Origin of the sequence: Bacteroides muris (ex Fokt et al. 2023) (assembly GCF_024704895.1) — a bacterium.
In the GTDB taxonomy this organism is placed as follows: domain Bacteria; phylum Bacteroidota; class Bacteroidia; order Bacteroidales; family Bacteroidaceae; genus Bacteroides; species Bacteroides muris.
The window spans coordinates 89,617-111,132 of sequence record NZ_JAMZEE010000009.1 but is presented as its reverse complement, the minus strand read 5'-3'; the positions used below and the strand labels follow the sequence as shown (position 1 = coordinate 111,132).

At 45.4% G+C, this 21,516-nt stretch carries 23 protein-coding genes and 1 tRNA gene; 13 read left to right on the top strand and 11 right to left on the bottom strand.

The annotated features are described in order from the left end of the window. Nucleotides 1-269: 269 nt before the first annotated feature. Together M1B78_RS05630 and M1B78_RS05625 are read left to right on the top strand one after the other, a co-directional pair. The gene (locus M1B78_RS05630; protein ID WP_136009794.1) at nt 270-1,442 is read left to right on the top strand and encodes an HlyD family secretion protein; all 1,173 of its coding nucleotides are present in this window, start codon (nt 270-272) and stop codon (nt 1,440-1,442) included. 14 nt (nt 1,443-1,456) lie between these two features. Then, nucleotides 1,457-3,625 carry a peptidase domain-containing ABC transporter gene (locus M1B78_RS05625; protein ID WP_257940125.1) on the top strand — a complete coding sequence of 723 codons (2,169 nt, stop codon included), beginning with the start codon at nt 1,457-1,459 and terminating at the stop codon, nt 3,623-3,625. Nucleotides 3,626-3,782: 157 nt separating this feature from the next. Here M1B78_RS05625 and M1B78_RS05620 read toward each other — a convergent pair whose 3' ends face one another. Further along, nucleotides 3,783-5,240: an RsmB/NOP family class I SAM-dependent RNA methyltransferase gene (locus M1B78_RS05620; protein ID WP_257940124.1), complete on the bottom strand. Its 1,458-nt coding sequence runs from the start codon at nt 5,238-5,240 to the stop codon at nt 3,783-3,785. A 166-nt stretch (nt 5,241-5,406) separates the two neighbouring features. Between M1B78_RS05620 and M1B78_RS05615 the strand changes: the two genes are divergently transcribed. From M1B78_RS05615 to M1B78_RS05590, 6 genes are all read left to right on the top strand, one after another. After that, the gene (locus M1B78_RS05615) at nt 5,407-6,129 is read left to right on the top strand and encodes a DUF6249 domain-containing protein (protein ID WP_257940123.1); all 723 of its coding nucleotides are present in this window, start codon (nt 5,407-5,409) and stop codon (nt 6,127-6,129) included. Next, nucleotides 6,126-6,671, top strand: a complete 546-nt coding sequence (locus tag M1B78_RS05610; protein WP_257932175.1) for an RNA polymerase sigma factor — start codon at nt 6,126-6,128, stop codon at nt 6,669-6,671. The genes M1B78_RS05615 and M1B78_RS05610 overlap by 4 nt, the downstream gene beginning before the upstream one ends. Then, nucleotides 6,658-6,984, top strand: coding sequence for a DUF5056 domain-containing protein (locus tag M1B78_RS05605; RefSeq protein ID WP_257932176.1), 327 nt, complete (start codon nt 6,658-6,660; stop codon nt 6,982-6,984). Before M1B78_RS05610 ends, M1B78_RS05605 begins: the two co-directional genes overlap by 14 nt. A 278-nt stretch (nt 6,985-7,262) precedes the next feature. Next, nucleotides 7,263-8,411 carry a cardiolipin synthase gene (gene cls / locus M1B78_RS05600; RefSeq protein ID WP_176469044.1) on the top strand — a complete coding sequence of 383 codons (1,149 nt, stop codon included), beginning with the start codon at nt 7,263-7,265 and terminating at the stop codon, nt 8,409-8,411. Nucleotides 8,412-8,483: 72 nt separating this feature from the next. Continuing rightward, nucleotides 8,484-9,278, top strand: coding sequence for a thymidylate synthase (locus M1B78_RS05595; RefSeq protein WP_257940122.1), 795 nt, complete (start codon nt 8,484-8,486; stop codon nt 9,276-9,278). Between the two features lie 42 nt (nt 9,279-9,320). Continuing rightward, complete coding sequence (locus M1B78_RS05590; protein ID WP_257932177.1) at nt 9,321-9,809, top strand: dihydrofolate reductase; 489 nt, start codon at nt 9,321-9,323, stop codon at nt 9,807-9,809. A gap of 2 nt (nt 9,810-9,811) precedes the next feature. Here M1B78_RS05590 and M1B78_RS05585 read toward each other — a convergent pair whose 3' ends face one another. After that, nucleotides 9,812-10,288 (bottom strand): Lrp/AsnC family transcriptional regulator, encoded by a 477-nt coding sequence (locus tag M1B78_RS05585; protein ID WP_005827104.1) that lies wholly within the window; start codon nt 10,286-10,288, stop codon nt 9,812-9,814. 239 nt (nt 10,289-10,527) lie between these two features. On the opposite strand from M1B78_RS05585, the gene M1B78_RS05580 reads away from it, so the two are divergent. Both M1B78_RS05580 and M1B78_RS05575 read left to right on the top strand, forming a co-directional pair. Continuing rightward, nucleotides 10,528-11,805 (top strand): IgA Peptidase M64, encoded by a 1,278-nt coding sequence (locus M1B78_RS05580; RefSeq protein ID WP_257932178.1) that lies wholly within the window; start codon nt 10,528-10,530, stop codon nt 11,803-11,805. 24 nt (nt 11,806-11,829) lie between these two features. Then, nucleotides 11,830-12,363, top strand: coding sequence for a GNAT family N-acetyltransferase (locus M1B78_RS05575; RefSeq protein WP_257940121.1), 534 nt, complete (start codon nt 11,830-11,832; stop codon nt 12,361-12,363). Between the two features lie 234 nt (nt 12,364-12,597). Here the strand turns inward: M1B78_RS05575 and M1B78_RS05570 are convergent, their stop codons facing one another. The 9 genes from M1B78_RS05570 to M1B78_RS05530 all read right to left on the bottom strand — a co-directional run bounded on the left by M1B78_RS05570 (nt 12,598) and on the right by M1B78_RS05530 (nt 18,555). Then, nucleotides 12,598-13,062 carry an ExbD/TolR family protein gene (locus M1B78_RS05570; protein WP_136009805.1) on the bottom strand — a complete coding sequence of 155 codons (465 nt, stop codon included), beginning with the start codon at nt 13,060-13,062 and terminating at the stop codon, nt 12,598-12,600. Continuing rightward, entirely contained in the window at nt 13,062-13,652 is a 591-nt protein-coding gene (locus M1B78_RS05565; RefSeq protein ID WP_136009806.1) for an ExbD/TolR family protein, read from the bottom strand. Before M1B78_RS05565 ends, M1B78_RS05570 begins: the two co-directional genes overlap by 1 nt. 51 nt (nt 13,653-13,703) lie before the next feature. Continuing rightward, nucleotides 13,704-14,177: a hypothetical protein gene (locus M1B78_RS05560; protein WP_136009807.1), complete on the bottom strand. Its 474-nt coding sequence runs from the start codon at nt 14,175-14,177 to the stop codon at nt 13,704-13,706. A 5-nt stretch (nt 14,178-14,182) separates the two neighbouring features. Then, complete coding sequence (locus M1B78_RS05555; protein WP_176469033.1) at nt 14,183-14,977, bottom strand: MotA/TolQ/ExbB proton channel family protein; 795 nt, start codon at nt 14,975-14,977, stop codon at nt 14,183-14,185. Between the two features lie 77 nt (nt 14,978-15,054). Beyond that, a tRNA-Ser gene (locus tag M1B78_RS05550) sits at nt 15,055-15,142 on the bottom strand. A 162-nt stretch (nt 15,143-15,304) separates the two neighbouring features. Continuing rightward, complete coding sequence (locus M1B78_RS05545) at nt 15,305-16,084, bottom strand: TatD family hydrolase (protein ID WP_257940120.1); 780 nt, start codon at nt 16,082-16,084, stop codon at nt 15,305-15,307. Next, the gene (locus tag M1B78_RS05540) at nt 16,081-16,794 is read right to left on the bottom strand and encodes a hypothetical protein (protein WP_257940119.1); all 714 of its coding nucleotides are present in this window, start codon (nt 16,792-16,794) and stop codon (nt 16,081-16,083) included. The genes M1B78_RS05545 and M1B78_RS05540 overlap by 4 nt, the downstream gene beginning before the upstream one ends. Nucleotides 16,795-16,812: 18 nt before the next feature. After that, complete coding sequence (locus M1B78_RS05535) at nt 16,813-17,787, bottom strand: polyprenyl synthetase family protein (protein ID WP_257940118.1); 975 nt, start codon at nt 17,785-17,787, stop codon at nt 16,813-16,815. A gap of 81 nt (nt 17,788-17,868) precedes the next feature. Beyond that, nucleotides 17,869-18,555: an energy transducer TonB gene (locus M1B78_RS05530; RefSeq protein ID WP_257932183.1), complete on the bottom strand. Its 687-nt coding sequence runs from the start codon at nt 18,553-18,555 to the stop codon at nt 17,869-17,871. 270 nt (nt 18,556-18,825) lie between these two features. On the opposite strand from M1B78_RS05530, the gene cmk reads away from it, so the two are divergent. From cmk to pfkA, 3 genes are all read left to right on the top strand, one after another. Then, nucleotides 18,826-19,521, top strand: coding sequence for a (d)CMP kinase (cmk, locus tag M1B78_RS05525; RefSeq protein WP_136009813.1), 696 nt, complete (start codon nt 18,826-18,828; stop codon nt 19,519-19,521). A gap of 7 nt (nt 19,522-19,528) precedes the next feature. Then, on the top strand, nt 19,529-20,395 hold the full coding sequence (locus M1B78_RS05520; RefSeq protein WP_257940117.1) for a 4-hydroxy-3-methylbut-2-enyl diphosphate reductase: 867 nt from the start codon (nt 19,529-19,531) through the stop codon (nt 20,393-20,395). A 137-nt stretch (nt 20,396-20,532) separates the two neighbouring features. Continuing rightward, entirely contained in the window at nt 20,533-21,513 is a 981-nt protein-coding gene (pfkA, locus tag M1B78_RS05515; RefSeq protein WP_136009815.1) for a 6-phosphofructokinase, read from the top strand. The last annotated feature ends 3 nt before the right edge of the window (nt 21,514-21,516 follow it).

Genomic DNA, 21,516 nt, shown 5'->3' with positions numbered 1-21,516 from the left:
CAAGTGCTGTTTTGTTCATTGCTTTAATGTGTGGTAGGATACCATTAAAGATAATGAAAATCAGCCACTTGGCCTATTTTATTATACTAAATATTATTTACTAACTCATTTGTTTTCAACGGATTAACTGTAATTTTAACGAAGTATTATCTCAATAAACCTCAATTTTAACCTACAACTAACATTCCCCTAACATATCTTCTTCCTTTATCGGCCTACCTTTGCTCCATCAACAAGAACAAAAGTATTAACTCTTAAAGCAAGAAGATATGTCACTTTTACCGAACGAATGGATAGAAAACAGCATTGAAGTCTACAACTATCAGCACACCACCAAATCACAAGCCATCTATTGGGTAGTATTGGCAGCCGTTACCGCCGCCCTCATCTCCCTCCCCTTTATCTATATAGACATCTCCGTACAAGGCAACGGAGTGATACGCCCGGTAACGGAAAAGACGGAAATCAAAGCAGCCGTCACCGAACTGGTAGATTCCGTATACGTCCGCGAAGGGCAGCAAGTGAACAAAGGGGATATTCTGCTGCGATTCCGCACCAGCAATCCCGATTACAAGATTACTTATCAGACCAACTGCCTGAACGACTATGAAGCGCATCTGGCAGACCTCACCTATCTGTCACGCGGAGAGGTTCCTGCAAATTTCCGTTCTCCGGTGCGCCGACAAGAGTACGCCTACTTCACCAAACGGAAAAACGAACTGGAAACATCCCTCACTAAAGCCAAGAAGGAATACGAACGCGAAAAGATTCTGTTCAACAAAAAGCTGATTTCGGAAGAAGAATATGACAGCTACTACTTTCAATATCAAAGCCATCAGAATGAACTTGCCTCACTGATACAAAGCCAAATCAGTACTTGGCAAGCAGACCTGAACAGCTATCGCAACCAGTGCAACGAAATGAGCACCACACTGAAACAAGAGCAGAAGGACAAGGACATGTACATTGTACGCAGCCCGGTGGCAGGTACCGTAGACCAGTTCTCGGGCATCTACAAGGGCAGCAGCATTCAGGCAGGCCAGTCGCTTGCAGTAATCAGCCCCGACTCCACGCTGTGTACGGAAGTCTACGTAGCCCCACGAAACATAGGGTTCATGAGCATAGGCATGCCGGTGCATGTGCAAGTGGAATCCTTCAACTACAACGAGTGGGGAACTCTGCCGGGAAAGGTGAAAGACATATCATCGGACTTCCTGACCGATGCCCAAGGCAACTCCTTCTACAAGGTGAAATGTGAAATGGAGCGCGATTACCTGAAACGGAAAAACGGACGGATAGGCCGGTTGAAGAAGGGAATGACAGTCAGCGCCCATTTCATAGTGACACGCCGTTCGCTCTTCGACCTGCTATACCAGAAGATGGACGACTGGGCAAATCCGCGACAATATGAAAGCGAAAACATGATGGCAAGAAACAATTAAAAAAGGAAACAATTATGAGACTCAGAAAAGGAATCAAAATCAAACAACACGACATTACGGACTGCGGGGCTGCCTGCCTCGCCTCGGTATGTGCCTACTACGGGCTGCAATTTCCCGTGGCACGCATCCGTCAATACGCCTTCACCGACCAGAAGGGAACCAATGTGCTGGGAATGATAGAAGCAGCCGCCAAGCTGGGGCTGTCTGCCAAAGGCGTACGCGCCGAGTTCGATGCATTGAAGGTGGTGCCCAAGCCCGCCATTGCCCATGTCGTAGTGAAAAAGGAGCTGCAACACTTCATCGTAATCTACAAGGTGACGGACACGCACATAGTCTACATGGACCCCGGAGACGGACAGATGCACAAAATGGACCATGAGGACTTCCTGATAGAGTGGACGGGAGTGCTCATCCTGATGGAACCGGAAGCAACCTTCAAAACCGGAAATGAGAAAACCGGCATGACGAAGAAATTCCTTTCGCTGATGGCACCGCACAAAAGCGTAATGCTGCAAGCCGTCTTCGGAGCACTTATCTACAGTATTCTGGGACTATCCACTTCCATTTACGTCGGGAAAATCACCGACTATGTACTGGTGGACAGAAACCTGAACCTGCTCAACCTCATGGGGGTCATCATGCTCGTCCTGCTGTTGCTGCGCACGTTCATCGGCGCCATGAAAAGCATACTTGCCCTGAAAACCGGACAAAGGATTGATGCGGCGCTGATACTGGGCTATTACAAGCACCTGCTGACACTGCCCCAGCAGTTCTTCGACACCATGCGGGTGGGCGAAATCATATCGCGCGTGAACGATGCCGTAAAAATCCGCAACTTCATCAACAACGTATCGCTCGACCTGCTGGTCAACGTCATGATACTGCTGTTTTCCGTATGCCTGATGTTCGTCTACTCGTGGAAGCTAGCACTAATTACCCTGCTGGCCGCGCCTCTGTTCCTGGTGATATTCTACAGCTTCAACAAGCTGAACCGCAAATACCAGCGCCACATCATGGAGAGCAGTGCCGACCTGGAGGCCCAACTGGTAGAATCTCTCAACTCCATCTCCACCATCAAGCGTTTCGGCATCGAGGAATATGCCAACCTGAAAACGGAAACGCGCTTCGTACATCTGCTGAAGAACACTTACCGCAGCATCTACGGTTCCATCATGGCGCAAGGAGGCATACAGTTCGTATCAACCGGAATCACAATCGCCATCCTGTGGCTGGGCAGTGTGCTGGTCATCGACCAGGAGCTTACGCCGGGCACGCTGATGGTATTCTACTCGCTGGTAGGATACGTCATATCGCCCATCGGTTCACTGATTTCTTCCAACCAGACCATACAAGACGCACTGATTGCCGCCGACCGCCTTTTCCAAATCATGGACTTGGAATGCGAACAGAACGAGGAGCAGAAGATAGAACTGACCGAGAAGATGGTAGGAGACATCAGCTTTGAAAATGTCTGCTTTAGGTATGGTTCGCGCAAGGACATCTTCTCTGCACTGAACCTGACGATAGAGAAGGGAAAGATGACAGCCATCGTGGGTGAAAGCGGTTCCGGAAAAACCACACTGATGTCACTGCTGCAACATATCTACCCCATTCAAGGAGGACATATCCGCATCGGCAAGCATGACATCGCCGAAATAGACAACCGGAGCCTGCGCCAACGCATCGGCACCGTGCCCCAGCACATCGAGCTTTTCTCCGGAACCATCGCCGAAAACATTGCCGTAGGCGAACTGCATCCCAAGATGATACGGATAAAGGCCTTGATGGAAATGCTCGGACTGGAAGAGTTCATCGAACGCCAGCCCAAAGGCTACCAGACCCAAATTGGTGAGCACGGCGTGAACCTCTCAGGCGGCGAACGGCAACGGATTGCCATAGCACGTGCCTTGTACAAGAATCCGGAGATTATTATTCTGGACGAAGCAACCTCTTCGCTGGACAACATAGCCGAAAATCAGGTGAAAATAGTGATGCAGGTGATGAAGGATGCAGGCAAGACAGTTATCGTCATTGCCCATAGGCTGAGCACCGTGAAGCATGCCGACCGGATTATTGTGCTGCACAATGGTGAAGTAAAAGAGGAAGGGACACACGAGGAACTTTCGCAGAAGGACGGTTTATACTGCAAGCTCTGGAAAGAACAGTTCGAAGTTCTTAAATGAAAACAAAAAACACAGATGGGTCCTATACTGCAAAGCTCTGCACATTTTTTGCAGTCGCACTGCAAATGTGTTGCAGCATCACTGCATATGTGTTGCAGTCGCACTGCATATATATTTGCAGTTGCACTGCAACAGCTTTGCAGTGACGTGATTGATTTCACCCGTTTATCGTTGCCAATTCCAGCACCCCTTCCGGCAAATATCCGCTGCGTATGCGCCATTCCTGAGGATAGAGATTATTGGCACGGTTACCTATATTCTTGACAAATCCTAGAGGTATCTGTTTGTAGGTGAGCAAGACAATGCCGCGCGGAGCAGTCTCCGAAAGGACAACAGCCTCCTTGCGCAGATAGCTGATAGCCTGCTCGCGGCCTATCTCTTCATGGGCAAAGGCATCCGGATTCAGTGCTATACTCATGGCGAGCCCATGAGCAGGCATCCAGTCTTTTCCTTTCAACTCGGCAACATCCACCCCAGCCTGCACGATACGGAGTGACGAACGCAAAGCCGACAGTTCGGAGAGATACGCTTTAGGGAAAGCGCTGACGTTGTTGTCATTGACGATAAATTCATAATTGTCCGGAGCCGCAAGCCACTCACGCAGTGCCGAAAGCTGTTCTTTGGAAACACCCAGAGTTTTCGCTCCTTTTCCTTGGGGTTTTCTTCCTTTTTCCCGGGATTTCACCTGCCCGGCCCAGGTATTCCCATCGCTCACGCCCGGTTTGCGGAGAACTGCCAAAAAGAATCCTTCCCCTTTCGTCCGATGGGGCAGGAAACGATAGACGGGAAAGTCCTCTCCCGACAATAGATTACCCGTAATATTCCAGTCAGTAGAAATTTCCAACGGCAATACCTCCGCCCCGAATTCATCCTGTATCCAGCGGATGTTCTCTTCGTTTTCCTTTGTATTATAAGTACAAGTACTGTAGATGAGAATGCCTCCGGGCTTCAAGCAAGGCCAGATATCCGTAACGATGCGACGCTGGCGCTGCCAGCAGATTTCCACATTCTCCCCACTCCACTCACTCACCGCAACGGGGTCTTTACGGAACATCCCCTCACCGGAACAGGGGACATCTGTCAATACAACGTCGAAGAAATCCGTCAACGAAGAAAAATCTGCCGGATCATTATTAGTGACCACCACACCGGAATCCCCCCACTTCGTAAGATTCTCCGCCAATATCTGCGAGCGGTTACGGATTACCTCATTGGCCACCAACAGACTACCTGCGGGCAATACGCTACGGGCATGCGTGGATTTTCCGCCGGGAGCCGCACAGAGGTCGAGCATCACCACCGATTCCGGACCAACATACCGCTGCAAAGCCTGCTCCACAAACATGGATGAAGCTTCCTGTACATAATAGCAGCCTGCATGAAACAGCGGATCGAAAGTGAACGTCAGCCGCCTGGCCAGATAGTATCCGGCAGCAGACCAAGGCACACGCTCAAGAGAGGAGCGAAAATGACCGAATGAAGATTCGGACAACTTATCTTCATTCAGTCGTATACTGACCGGCTGCTCCCCTTCCAGGGCGGCAGCCAGCTTTTCATATTCTTCCACACCCAAGAGGGCGCGTGTATAATCGGTGAAAGATGAGGGTAATTCCATGCTCTGAACTGTTTTTGCGAGGGCAAAGATAAAAGACAATAAGACATTTTCATTAAAAATATCGCCTTATTTCCGGTTTTCTGAAAAAAAGATACTCTCTTTGCAACTTTATAAAGGTGACGATACGTCTAACCAACAAAGAAACAAATTAAAAAGACCATAGATTATGAAACGTATCATTTTTGGATTAATGCTTGCCGTGATGTTCTGCACACTGGTGCAAGGCGCAAACAGAACCGTAACAGAGAACGACGGCCAAGGAAACAAGAAAAGAGTCATCGAATTGAGAGACACTGTCATCAATGGAGAAACCATAACAGACACACTCAGTGTCATGACTTATGAAAACGGTGTCGACAGTAGCGACACCCCGGAAAAATGGAAAACCCACCACAGCAACGGTATCGACTGGAACGGGTTCGACCTCGGAAGCAAGACCTCGGAAACCGTGATTGCTGTAACAGCCATCGTCTTTATATTCGGACTGCCGCTGTTCATCATATTCGTAGTATTCTTCTTCCGCTATAAAAACCGGAAAGCCAAGTACCGCCTGGCGGAACAAGCCCTGGCCAGCGGACAGCAACTACCAGAAAACTTCTTCAAAGAAGCTGCAGCAACAGACATCCGCAGCAAAGGCATCAACAACATATTCGTCGGCATCGGCCTGTTCATCTTCCTTTGGGCCATCACCGGAGAATTCGGTCTCGGATGTATCGGCCTATTGATTATGTTTACCGGTTTCGGACAATTGGTAATCTACTACACCCAGCAGAGCAAAGACAACAGTCCCTTCATCCATGTAGAGTACGACAAGAATAGCGGAAAAAGAAACGTGAAGGCGGGAAACACTGAAATCAGCTACTCCAAAAAAGACAACGAGGAAGAATGAGCCAGATGGGGGACATTTCGTTAGTCGCACAGGTCGTGGTGTTTCACAACACCAGGGCCTTCGACCAGTTGGTTAGGAAATACCAGTCGCCCGTGCGGCGATTCTTCCTGCACCAGACCTGCGGCGACAGCGAATTGAGTGACGACTTGGCACAAGATACATTTATCAAAGCCTATACAAACATCGCTTCGTTCAAAAATCTGTCCAGCTTCTCAACCTGGCTTTACCGTATTGCTTATAATGTTTTTTATGATTATATTCGCCGCCGGAAGGAAACGGACGATTTGGATACGTACCGGGTGGACGCTCAATACAGCACACTGCAGCAGGACGTGGGACAGCACATGGACATTTACCGTGCCTTGGCCACACTGAGGGAAATGGAACGCACCTGCATCACGCTCTTCTACCTGGAAGACCAAAGCATCGAAAAGATTGCAGGTATCACCGGATGTCCGGCGGGAACGGTAAAAAGCCACCTCTCGCGGGCGAAAGACAAGATGGCTTCCTACTTAAAACAAAATGGTTATGATGGAAAATGATGATAAACTCCTGACTTCATTCTTTGCCGAACACCGGCAGGAGATAGCCGATAACGGATTCAGCCGCCGCGTTCTACGACATCTGCCCGGCCGCAGCCGTCACTTGGCACAGATATGGACAACATTCTGCTTTACACTGACCCTCGTGCTGTTCGTCGTCCTCGACGGAGTGCAACTGATACTGGACACCTTGCGCGAAACCTTCGATACTGCCATCCGGAGCGGAGCTTCGGAACTTGACCCCAAATCGTTAATCATTGCCGGAGTGGTATTGCTCTATTTCGGTTACCGCAAGATTGCATCTATGGCATAAATATATATCCATGCCCGGAGAAAGACAACCTCTGCTCTTCTAATAAAGTGGCTCTTATCTAATAAGGTAAGGGCCACGGCTTTTTCGTTAAATGAAAGAGCCATTGGTAAGGACTAATTTTTTTTAAACGAACAAACATATATCAACAAGAAGTTGTATCTTTGCTCGCTCGGAAAACTAAATAAGAGGAGAAAGTTTTGAGAAAGATACCATTCATCATATTATTCGTTTTTTCTATTGTAAATATCGGAGCGCAAACAACAAGCGATTCCATTGTCATGAATTACTTGAAGGAAATGGGCGCTCCCGTTACTTATAACAATGAAGTGAAATTACTGATGACCGGTCATGACAAGTTCGTTGACCTCTTCGAGAATATCCGCCATGCCCGGCACCATATCCATCTGGAATACTTCAACTTCCGCAACGACTCCATAGCCAATGCCTTGTTCAGCCTTCTGGCAGAGAAAGTCAAGGAAGGGGTTGAAGTCCGCGCCATGTTTGATGCTTTCGGCAACTGGTCCAACAACCAGCCATTGAAAGAACGCCATCTGAAATTCATCTGCGCCCAAGGCATCGAAATCGTCAAGTTCGATCCTATCACTTTTCCCTGGGTGAATCATGCCATACACCGCGATCATCGGAAAATAGTAGTGATTGATGGCAAGATAGGTTATACCGGCGGCATGAATATCGCCGACTACTACATCAACGGATTACCCAAAATCGGTAAATGGCACGATATGCACATACATCTTGAAGGAGATGCCGTACGCTATCTGCAGGGCATCTTCCTGACCATGTGGAACCGGGAGACGGGAGAACACGTTGGAGGTCCCGCCTATTTTCCGGACATTCCGCAACTGCCCGACAGCATTGCCGAAGAAATAGCCATCGTAGACCGCACGCCACGCGAAACACCACGTTCCATCAGCCATGCATACGCAGCTTCCATACAAGCCGCACAGAAGAGTATCCGAATCGTGAATCCTTATTTCGTTCCGACCAAATCAATCCGCAAAGCAATCAAGAACGCACTGAAAAAAGGTACTGAAGTGGAAATCATGATACCTGCCGTGTCCGACATAGCCTTCACGCCGGATGCCTCATTCTACATAGCACACAAGCTGATGAAGAAAGGAGCCAAGATATATCTCTTCAACGGCGGCTTCCACCATTCCAAGATAATGATGGTAGACAGCACTTTCTGCACGGTGGGTACTGCCAATCTTAATAGCCGCAGCCTGCGCTATGACTACGAGACAAACGCTTTCATCTTCGACCCCAAGACCACCAATGAGCTGAATGCCATGTTCGAACGGGACGTGCAAAACAGTACGCTACTCACTCCCGAAGTCTGGAAAAAACGTTCCGGATGGAAGAAATTTGTAGGCTGGGTGGGAAACTTGATGACCCCCTTCCTCTAATTTCTAATTATTAATTATTAATCTTTGATTAATTCCCCTACCTTTGCGTTGGGATAAAAACAGAACAACATCATGAAACAATATTTAGACCTGCTGAACCGCGTACTGACCGAAGGCGTAGAGAAAAGCGACCGTACGGGTACCGGCACCATCAGCGTATTCGGACACCAAATGCGTTTCAACATAGACGAAGGCTTCCCCTGCCTTACTACCAAGAAGCTACATCTGAAATCAATCATATACGAACTGCTATGGTTCCTCCAAGGAAACACCAATGTGAAATATCTTCAAGACAACGGCGTACGTATCTGGAACGAATGGGCAGACGAAAACGGCGACCTGGGACATATCTACGGGTATCAATGGCGCTCTTGGCCGGACTATAAAGGGGGATTCATCGACCAAATCAGTGAAGCGGTCGAAACAATCAAGCATCATCCCGACTCACGCCGGATTATTGTCAGTGCATGGAATGTAGGCGATTTGAACAATATGAACCTCCCTCCCTGCCATGCCTTCTTCCAGTTCTATGTAGCCAATGGAAAACTGAGCCTGCAACTGTACCAGCGTAGTGCGGACATTTTCTTAGGAGTGCCTTTCAACATTGCCTCCTATGCCCTGCTCCTGCAAATGATGGCACAAGTCACCGGACTGAAAGCCGGAGATTTCATCCATACTTTAGGAGACGCCCACATCTATCTGAACCATTTGGAACAGGTAAAGCTACAACTATCTCGTGAACCGCGGGATTTGCCGCAGATGAGAATTAATCCGGATGTGAAAGACATCTTCGACTTCAATTTCGAGGATTTCAAGCTGGTCAACTATAACCCGCATCCGCATATTGCAGGGAAAGTATCAGTATAAATCCTATAACAAGATAGAAAGAGAAAGGAATTCTACAGAGATATGATTAATATTATTGCCGCAGTAGATAGAAAGAGAGGCATCGGTTATCAGAACCGGTTGCTATTCTGGCTTCCCAATGATTTGAAGCGTTTTAAAGCCCTCACCACAGGAAATACCATCATCATGGGCCGAAAAACCTTTGAATCTCTCCCCAAAGGCTCGCTTCCCAACCGCCGCAACGTTGTTCTGTCCACTCAAAAAGATTTGGTCTGTCCCGGTGCAGAAGTTTTCTCCTCACTGGAAGAAGCACTGAACAGTTGCCGGCCCGACGAACACGTCTACATCATCGGCGGTGCAAGCGTTTATCGCCAGGCACTCCCCTTTGCAGATGCCCTCTACCTGACTGAAGTAGATGCAGAAGCTCCTCAGGTAGACGCCCACTTTCCCGAAGTCAATCCGACTATATGGCAAGAAAAAAGCAGGGAGTCCCATCCCGTAGATGAGAAGCATCCCTGCCCTTATGCATTCGTCGATTATATCCGCCGGTAGAATTAATCTTCCTCTTCTTCTACCGTTATAGGCATCTGCCGCTTGATGGCTTCGTGGAAAGAAATCAAGGTTTCCGTACGCGCCAATCCCAGCGGCTGCAACTTATCATGTATGATGCTCAGCAAATGATGGTTGTTGCGGGCATAAAGCTTTATGAACATATCATACTTGCCCGTCGTAAAATGGCATTCCACAATCTCAGGGATAGCTTCCAATGCTCTCGTCACAGCATCAAAAGAAGCAGGATCCTTTAGATAGATACCGATATAGGCACATGTTTCGTATCCTATCTTCTCCGGATCAATCACATATTCAGAACCTTTCAATATACCTAAGTTTGTCAGCTTTTGAATGCGCTGATGGATGGCTGCACCCGATACATTACAAGCCCTGGCCACTTCAAGAAAAGGAATGCGTGCATTATCGGCTATAAGTTTTAAAATCTGTTCGTCTAAAGTATCCAATTGATGATGTCCCATTTCAAATTCTAATGATTAATAAATTACTATATCTCCCGCATACCTATACGGCAACATGCAAAGTTAGATATTTTTTCGCCAATAAAAAATACGGCTTATAACTTTTCTTGCAAAAAAAGAATAATGCCACATATCAGACCTTTTAAAATGCATATGCAAAATTCCATCTCGCACGACTGGAAAATTGCAGATGAGCTTTAAAGATATTATCTTTGTCTCATCAATAATAATGAACCGTTATGAAAAAGTATTCCTTATTCCTATTATGCCTGATGGCGACAATATCCTTGCATGCTCAACGCTTTGCCGATTATTTTGCGGATAAGACCCTACGTGTCGACTATATCTTTACCGGAAATGCAGCCAAACAAGAAATATGCCTGGATGGTTTGTCTTGTCTCCCCTCTTGGGCAGGGAGAAAACATCATTTGTCTGAACTCCCCCTGCAAGGAAACGGGCAAATCATTATGCGAGATGCAGCCAATGGCAACGTAATCTACAAGACATCCTTTTCTTCACTCTTCCAGGAGTGGCTGGAAACAGAGGAGGCCAAAGCCGTGACCAAAGGACTCGAAAACACCTTTCTCCTTCCCCATCCCCTGCGTCCTGCAGAAATAGAAATAACTCTTTTTGACCCACGTAGAAATGTACGGGCAAGCATGAAGCATACAGTCAATCCCGACGATATTCTGATACATCAGAAAGGAACTGCCCACATCACGCCACACAAATATCTGCTGCAAAGCGGCAATACGGATAAATGCATCGATGTCGCCATCCTTGCAGAAGGGTATACACCCGAAGAAATGTCTGTGTTCTACGAAGACGCCGCCATTGCCTGCGAAAGCCTGTTTGCCCACGAACCCTTCCGGTCCATGAAGAAGCGTTTCAATATCGTAGCCGTAGCCAGCCCCTCAGAAGACAGTGGAGTGAGCGTACCACGCCTCAGAGAATGGAAACGGACAGCATTCAACTCTCACTTCAGCACGTTCTATTCAGACCGGTATCTGACGACCTCACGTGTGAAATCCATACACGATGCCCTGGCGGGAATACCATACGAACATATCATCATCCTTGCCAATACGGAAGAATACGGTGGTGGCGGAATCTATAATTCCTATACTCTTACCACCGCCCATCATCCCATGTTCCGCCCCGTTGTGGTGCATGAGTTCGGACATAGCTTTGGAGGACTGGCTGATGAATACTTCTATGACGATGATGTGATGACAGACACCTATCCTTTAGATGTAGAACCTTGGGAACAGAATATCAGCACAAGAATCGATTTCAGTTCCAAATGGGAAGATATGCTCGCACAAAAAACTCCCGTTCCCACTCCCACCTCTGAAAGTAAAACATACCGCGTAGGCGTATACGAAGGAGCAGGTTATTCTGCCAAAGGCATATACCGTCCGGCAGATAATTGCCGTATGCGTACCAATGAATACCCTACTTTCTGCCCTGTCTGCGAACGGGCCATCCGCCGCGTCATTGAATTTTACACAGAATAGAAACAAACTAAACTTAAAAAAATCATGATTAAGCTTCAACGCATTACTACAGTTGACACAGACCTATACAGCTACATGGAGGAATTAATGATTCAATCGTTCCCCTCGAAAGAATATCGGGAACTGGAAGAACTGCGCAAGTATACGGATACCAAAACGCACTTCTATAACAATATTATCTTTCATAACAACATGCCGGTAGGTCTCATTACTTATTGGGATTTCGGACATTTCCATTATATAGAGCATTTTGCTATTGCTCCTACACTACGTAACGGTGGGCACGGAAAAAGCGTACTAAACCATTTGTGTCAACTTTTAAAACACCCCATTATCCTGGAAGTGGAAATACCTGAGGAAGAGATGGCACAACGCCGCATCAACTTCTATCAACGGCAAGGATTCTCTTTATGGGAAAAGCCCTACCAACAGCCACCATATAAAGTAGGAGACAACTATCTTCCCATGCTCCTCATGGCTTATGGAAACCTGGAATGCGAAAAGGATTTTGATTCTGTGAAAGAATGTATTTATCGAGAAGTATATAATGTGAAATAACAATTCAACTACTGTCCAAAACGCTGCTTGCAGATTTGTAATCTTATATGCAGGCTTATTCAATTTTTGCTATCATACCCTGCAACAACAATCAGAAAAGCTTTCGTATAAAGTTTCACTCTTAAACTTCAAGTTTCTCTAAACAGTTATAATTTTAAAGACTTATATACTGAAAACAATAAAGGTCGTTTCATTCATCGAAACGACCTTTATCATATTCATTTAATCAACTTCTTACTGACGCGGTTGCGCAGAGTAGTTAATTTTCAACGCATAAGCTTGACGAAGTGCCTCTTTGATATCTGTCACGATACCCATTTTTGTATCTTGGTCAACCTTCAACGACACAGTCATCTGCGGTTGATCTTCTTCCTTCATACTAGCACGTTCACCAATAACGTAATCCTGAATATCAGCCACCTCAGCATAGCTGTCGTTCAACTGAATACGGCTTTCGTTACCTAATTTCTTACGAAACTCAGCAGTAGGTTTTCCTACATAGATAAACGTAACCAAAGACTTCTTTTCAAGTTTTTCCAATTCAGTGGCTTGCGGAACCTTAAACTCAACCTTCAATGTTACCTCACGCATCGTTGTTACAATCATAAAGAAGAACAACAAGGTGAAGATAAGGTCAGGCAGAGAAGAAGTGTTCAACGCAGGCATGCCACGTTTACCAGTCTTATTAAATTTTCCCATTACTTCTTTTCTCCGTACTTTTTAGGTTCAGCCTCAGAAATTCTCTGAGGATAAATTTCACGAATTGCATCCTGCTGTTCTACATCCAAGTCTGCATAATTCTTCTGCCACTTTTCCTGAGCCAATTCATCACGCAACTCATTATATGCTGCCACCAACTCATTTTGAACGGCCATATATGCCTTGTATGAAGAGGTGCGGTCACAACGCAAAGAAACCACATGATTTTCCGTTACCTGAACCGTACCAAAGAACTGTACATTCTTAGCCATCTTCTCGGGTTTGGCTTCATCGTTATACGGATTGGCAATGAATTCTTTTGCTTTCGCACGCAATTGCTCTACATTAATATAATCGTTACCACACATCAACTGGTCGTTCATATTCAAGAAGACCTGCAATACATTGCGTTCTTTTTTCTTCTGATCATCTACCTGTTGGTCTTTTTCCGGCGGAGGCGGCAAACGTCTTGCCAAACCACGGTCTGTGTCCATAGAAGTTGTAATCAAGAAGAAGATGAGCAGCAAGAATGCAATGTCCGCCGTAGAACTGGAGTTGACTTCGGGAACTTCTCTTTTCTTTTTTGCCATTATTCTTTTCTTTTATCAAAGATTCCCAAAAGAATCCTCTTATGTTAACTATTATGACAATTTCTTTTTAATACCACCCAATAGCATGCAAATGATAGCCAATACAAAGAGTGTATAAAGAGAATACAAGAACATATCAGTAGCCTGGGCCCAAAAACCTACGTTATCTGTACCACCATAGCTAATGATTTCCAACTTTTCGGGGCTACCCATACACCATGTAATGCCGAGAACAATGAGTGAACCAGCCAACACATAGAGAGAACCCATAGAAGCTTTCGGGTTACTAACCAAGAAATGGAAGAAGCTAACAACAGCTGCTACTGAAACAATAGCAAAGAGCGCATAAGTCAAGTACAACAATGCGTCCGTATAAGCCGGCTGCCACATTTCTGGGTCTACCCCCATTACTACTGCATCGCCTTGAGCGTCTCCACCGAAGAAGAACAAGCCAATTACCACCAAAATGACAGCAAACATGGCATACAGTATGTAGTATGAAATTTTATATGATAACTTAGCCATCTTAATTATTTTTTGTATTTCAAATCATATTTGATAACCATATCCAACAGGGTGATAGAAGAATCTTCCATTTCGCTTGTCAAAGCTTCAATCTTAGAAAGGATATAGTTGTAGAATACCTGCAGAACCAAAGCAGCAATCAAACCGAAGATAGTAGTAATCAAGGCAACCTTCATACCACCAGCAACAACCGTCGGAGAGATATCACCTACTTGTTGAATCTTATCAAATGCCTGCACCATACCGATTACAGTACCCATAAATCCCAAAGACGGAGACATAGCGATAAACAATGTAATCCAAGAGCAACCTTTTTCCAAGTACCCAGCTTGTACGCCACCATAAGATACTACAGACTTTTCTACCACATCGATGCCTTGATCAATTCTCATCAAGCCTTGATAGTAGATAGAAGCGATAGGACCCCTTGTGTTACGTGCGATGTCTTTAGCAGCTTCAACGTCACCTTTTTCCAAAGCAGCTTCGATAGCAGCCATAAATTTCTTTGTATTAATTTCAGCTAAACTCAAATAGATGATACGTTCAATACAGAAAGCAAGACCGATAACCAAAGCGATAGCTACCAAACTCATGAAAGATGCGGTACCTTCAATAAACTTTGTTTTCAATTCCTTGTGAATACCACCTTCAACTTCTGCTACAGCAGGAGAAGCAGCATCGGCTGCAGAAGCCACTTGTTCTGTTTGTTCAGCCGCAGGAGCATCTTGAGCCTGAGCAAGTTGAGTTGAGCCAAATGTCAAGGCTCCCATCACAGCAACAATTGCAAATAACTTTTTCATTGTGTGTCTAATTTTTAAGATTAATTAATTAATTTATTTATTATAATTTGTTGTTTTATCTTCATTTTATTCCACTGCGGAGAGACGGGGATTCGAACCCCGGATACCCTTTAGGGGTATACACGCTTTCCAGGCGTGCCTCTTCAACCACTCGAGCATCTCTCCAATAAACGCCTTTTCCGAAATCGGGTGCAAATTACAAAAAAAATGCGAACCACAAGCGTTTTCAGCTACAAATGTATTCTTTTTTTTGTTGTTCTGCTTCATTCGACCCATTTTATATTAAATAAAATCTCAAAATTAATAAACTTTAAAATCTCAAAGAGCTTATTTGAGCATTCCGAACACTTTTAAAGCGTTATCAGAAGTTATCTGAGCCACCTTTTCAGGAGACTTCCCATAAATTCCGGCTACTTTTATCAAAGTATCCTTAACATATGCACTCTCATTCCTTTTACCCCGATTAGGAACCGGAGTCAGATAAGGAGAATCGGTTTCCAGCACGATACGTTCCAAAGGAATATTCTTTAAGACTTCGGGTAAAGTTGATTTCTTGAAAGTGACCACACCGTTTATTCCTATCATAAAATCTGCAAATTCCATTATCCTGAGAGCCTCCTCTGACGTCCCCGTAAAACTATGTAAGATACCTTTCAAAGGAGTCTGCCGATAGGGACTCAACACATTATATATATGGTCGAACGCTTCCCGGCAATGGAGCACTACCGGTAAATCGTATTCCAAAGCCCACTCAATCTGCCTGTCAAACGCCCTTTGCTGCTCTTTCAGGAAAGTCTTATCCCAATACAAGTCCATTCCAATCTCGCCAACCGCAACAAATTCGTTTGGCGAGGCCAGTTCCCGGGCTACTGTTTCCAACTCCTTTTCATAACTTGCATCCACAGATGTAGGATGTAGTCCAATCATTGGATAACAATATCCTTTATATTCACGACACACCCGAAGCATAGGCTCGATGGTGGTACTGTCGATATTGGGCATGAAGACATGTGTGACTCCTGCTTCACGGGCACGGTTCATTACTTGTGGCAAATCCTCTGCAAACTCTTCTAAAAAAAGGTGGGAATGTGAATCAATCAATCTCATTCTTCAACTGAATCTTTACGTTTTTCACCGGTACGGTAATAATAGATTATTCCATAATCACGGCATAAATCCAAACGCTTCTCATTGGGAGTGACTTCCTCAAATCTCTTTTCAATTTGGTTCCATATATCAAGAATCAATCCATCGGCCTCTGCACGCATTGAAGCCAAGGCCTCCAAACTACGGGCTGTTAAAGATTGAAGATTCTTTTGCTTCTCATAACTATCCATAAAAATATCATAATGCACCCTCACTTTCGCAATCGTAGGGTTATAAATGGGAGTCCCCCCCTGGGATATACGCTTGTTCTCCCCATCCACGACTTTACGCCCCCACTCTGCCAAAGCAGACTCTGTCGCTAAATCGGGCACATTATTGTTGCCTACATCCAAACCGTAATATTCCTTATGGGCAATGCGCACTTCAGAACGGATGACAGCTAAATTCAACACCTGGATAAAATGAGAGATATACAGACGGGCAGTCTTCACATTAGCTTGATGCTTACGTCCCGCTCGCGCCTGCCGTTCAAAGCATTCGGTATAATAAGCTTGCGCAGCTTCAAACTTTGGAAGAAAATTCCGTGCATCAGTCAACGCCTTCAAAGATACGGCCAAATCATACACATTACATATATCGCCCTTGACAACCACTGCTTTCAGTGCCCGTATTCTTGCTTGATCCGTATTAGGCAATCTTCTATAAGGCATTTTCTCCCGAATTAAAAGTTATACTTCCCGATGCATCAGGTTAACCATCAGGTTCTTCAATTCTTCCTTCTTTTCATCCGCCACCTTCACAGCCAACAGACTTTCCATTGCGCGTTCACTGTACTCTTCCATTTTCTTTTCACATAGTTCCTTGACACCAATCCGGTCATACAGTTCCGTTACCGCAGCAATCTTCTCCTCCGGATTGAATGAAACAGCACCCACCCAAGCATTCAAGCAATCCAACTGCCCCGCATCTGCATGTTCAAAAGCCTTTATCAGCATATAGGTCTTTTTATCGCACAAAATATCACCTCCTATATTCTTTCCAAAGACGGCAGCATCGCCATAAACATCCAAGAAATCATCTTTCAACTGAAAAGCGACACCCAAATTCATACCGAAATCATACAACCGCTCCGCATCTTCAGAAGAAGCCCCTCCCAAAAGAGCTCCAATCTTCAGACTTGCAGCCAACAATACCGAAGTTTTCAGACGAATCATTTCCAAATATTCCTCTGTCTTCACATCATTCCGATGTTCAAACTCCATATCCAGCTGCTGTCCTTCACAGATTTCCAGTGCAGTCAGGCTAAAGATATCCATCACCTCTTTCAAGTGTTCAACCGGACATTGAGCCATAAACTGATAAGCCAATACAAGCATTGCATCCCCCGAAAGGATGGCAGCATTGTCATTCCAAACCTTATGCACTGTCACCTTACCACGGCGAAGGTCTGCACGATCCATCAAGTCGTCATGCAAAAGAGTATAATTATGATACACTTCAATCGCCGTTGCAGGATTTAAAACACGAGTAATATCCTCCCGATACAAATTGTAGGCCATCAACATCAAAACCGGACGGATTCTTTTGCCACCCATGGACAACACATAGGTCACGGGAGCATATAAACCTTGAGGAGTACGGACAAACTGCAATTCTGCAATATGAGAATTTATTCTTTCTAAAAGCTCGGAGGCTGTAAACATGGCATTTTCAGAATTTAAGAAATAGCGGATAATGAAAAGAGGCTGCATTCCGGCAGCCTCTCTCCACTTATAGATATTTTATTACTGCAATCTAAACATTACAGGCACGGTATACTTAACGCGAACAGGTTTACCACGCTGCATACCGGGTTTCCACTTCGGCATACCCATAATCACGCGGACAGCTTCTTTGTCCAGATACGGGTCAACACCTCTCAGAACTTTAGCATCTACGATACTACCGTCCTTATTAACCACGAACTGTACAGTTACACGGCCTTGAGTTCCGTTTTCCTGTGCAATAGTAGGATATTTAATGTTCTTGCTCAGATACTGCATCAAACCAGCCAGACCACCATTCGGGAATTCAGGCATCTGTTCTACCACCTCGAAAATAGTCTGTTCTTCCGGCTCTTCTTCTTCCACTGCTACGGGAACATATTTGATTTCCACAGCCTGATTCAATTCTTCAGAAGATACGATGGCGGTTTCTTCCACGTCGGCATCGTCCTCAACGATAGTCAACGTTTCTGCAATTGCAGGAGCTTCGGGAGGCGGAGGAGTGACCTGCTCCGGCTGTTCGGTAATAGGAATGATTTCCTCTTCAAATACTAAGTCGGTAATAGCCTGACTCGTGTCAATCTTGATGTCACGCTTTGTCCACTCGAACGCAACAAACATGAAAGCGAGCACGATTACGTAACCGACAAGCAGCCAAGTCGACTTCTTACTCTCCAAGTCTGCCTTAGGTGATTTCTTAATTTCCATAATTATAATATAATTTTAGTGTTTCTCATTTGGGTTTGGGGCAAATATAGTACTTTTCCCAATAATGTACATGCTCTGCTGCTTTTTTTTACACAACAGACGCTTCATTTTCATTTTTTTTAATCCTTCAAAAGCCTTCATGCGCTTTTGTGCCACAAATGTAACGAGATATTTTAAAAATACCGTATCTTTGGCAAGAATTTTAGATGAAATATTGAAATTTTCTGTTTTTCAAGTGTCATACCTATATAAAACTATAGTATAAAAGTCATGAAAAAGATAACAATAGCAATCGACGGCTTTTCCTCTTGCGGAAAAAGCACTATGGCCAAAGACCTCGCCCGCGAAATCGGCTACATATACATAGACAGCGGTGCCATGTATCGGGCAGTAACATTATATAGTATAGAGAATGGCATTTTCCAGAATGACCGCATAGATACCGAAAAACTGAAAAACCTAATAAAGGATATACATATTTCTTTCCGCCTGAATCCCGAAACCGGACGCCCGGACACCTACCTGAACGGCGTAAATGTAGAAAACAAAATCCGTACCATGGAAGTGTCTTCATGTGTCAGTCCCATCGCGACATTGGATTTCGTACGCGAAGCCATGGTGACACAGCAACAAGAGATGGGCAAGGCCAAGGGTATCGTTATGGACGGGCGAGACATCGGCACTACCGTTTTCCCGGATGCCGAGCTGAAAATTTTTGTAACCGCCACCCCCGAGATACGGGCACAACGCCGCTATGACGAACTGAAGGCCAAAGGAGAAGAAGCCAGCTTTGACGAAATTCTGGAAAATGTGAAACAACGGGACTATATTGACCAAAACCGGGAAGTAAGTCCGCTACGTAAGGCTTCTGACGCTTTATTGCTGGACAACAGCGACCTGACCATTTCCCAACAAAAAGAATGGCTGGCCGAACAATTCGAACGGGTTATAAAGGAGAAGAACTGAACCGGACATGGCAAAAGTAGAAATAGACGAAGAATCCGGCTTTTGTTTCGGAGTTGTCACCGCAATAAACAAGGCAGAAGAGGAACTGGCGAAAGGAGAAACCCTCTATTGTCTGGGAGACATCGTGCACAACAGCCGTGAAGTGGAACGCCTGAAAACAATGGGGCTGATTACCATCAACCATGAGGAATTCAACCAACTCCATAACGCCAAGGTATTGCTACGTGCCCATGGAGAGCCCCCGGAAACCTACGACATTGCCCGTCGTAACAATATAGAAATCATTGACGCAACCTGTCCGGTCGTACTCCGCTTGCAAAAGAAGATAAAGCAAGAGTATGTTCGAGAAGACAGCCGAGACAAACAAATTGTCATCTATGGCAAAAACGGACACGCCGAAGTACTGGGACTGGTAGGGCAAACTACGGGAAAAGCCATCGTCGTCGAAAAGCAGGAAGAGGCAAGGAAACTGGATTTCAGCAAAGACATTCGTCTTTATTCCCAGACCACAAAGTCTCTGGACGGGTTTCAAAACATTGTGAAATACATAGAAAGGCATATCTCTCCGGAAGTTACTTTTGAATCATACGACACTATCTGCCGACAAGTAGCAAACCGGATTCCCAATATCCGAAAATTTGCCGCTTCCCATGATTTAATATTCTTTGTCAGCGGTAAAAAAAGTTCCAACGGCAAGATGTTGTTCAGCGAGTGCAAAAAAGTCAACGCCAACTCACACTTGATAGACAGCGCCGAAGAGATAGACAGCTCTTTGCTGGCAAATGCAAGCTCTATAGGTGTCTGCGGAGCCACTTCCACCCCCAAATGGCTGATGGAAGAAATTTCAAAAGCCATAAAGTCCAAACTTAAATAACAGTTTATCATCCTTTTGGAACAGCAAATTAACGTAATTTATTAGTCACAGCCTCAGCTTTTTCGTATCTTTGCAGCATGAAAAATAGTTCAAATCTATTTTCCATCATGATTATTAATACTAAACAAAAGATTGTTATGGGAACAGTTAAGTGCATTGGTATCTTGACATCAGGAGGTGATGCTCCGGGAATGAACGCAGCCATACGTGCCGTGACGCGTTCGGCTATTTACAACGGACTTTCAGTTAAAGGTATATATAGAGGTTACAAAGGTCTGGTAACCGGTGAAATCAAAGAATTCAAAAGCCAAAATGTCAGTAACATCATCCAATTGGGCGGTACTATCCTGAAGACAGCTCGCTGCAAAGAGTTCACGACTCCTGAAGGTCGTCAGATTGCCTACGACAATATGAAGAAAGAAGGCATTGACGCATTGGTAGTCATCGGAGGAGACGGTTCGTTGACAGGTGCACGTGTTTTTGCACAAGAGTTTGACGTGCCTTGTATCGGGTTGCCGGGCACCATTGACAACGACCTTTATGGAACAGATACCACTATCGGCTACGACACCGCGCTGAACACTATACTGGATGCCGTGGACAAAATCCGTGATACAGCCACTTCCCATGAGCGCTTGTTTTTCGTAGAAGTCATGGGACGCGATGCCGGCTTCCTTGCTCTGAACGGCGCCATCGCCTCTGGAGCGGAAGCAGCCATCATCCCGGAATTCAGCACGGAAGTAGACCAACTGGAAGAATTCATCAAGAACGGTTTCCGGAAATCCAAGAACAGCAGTATCGTACTGGTAGCCGAGAGTGAACTGACCGGCGGTGCAATGCACTACGCAGAGCGTGTAAAGAACGAATATCCCCAATACGACGTACGCGTAACCATCCTCGGTCACCTGCAACGCGGTGGCAGCCCTACGGCGCACGACCGTATCCTTGCCAGCCGTCTGGGTGCTGCCGCCATCGACGCCATCATGGAAGGTCAGCGTAATGTCATGATAGGCATTGACCACGACGAAGTGGTATACGTTCCTTTCACGAAAGCCATCAAAAACGACAAACCCATAAAAAAAGATCTTGTAAATGTATTGAGAGAACTGTCTATCTGATGA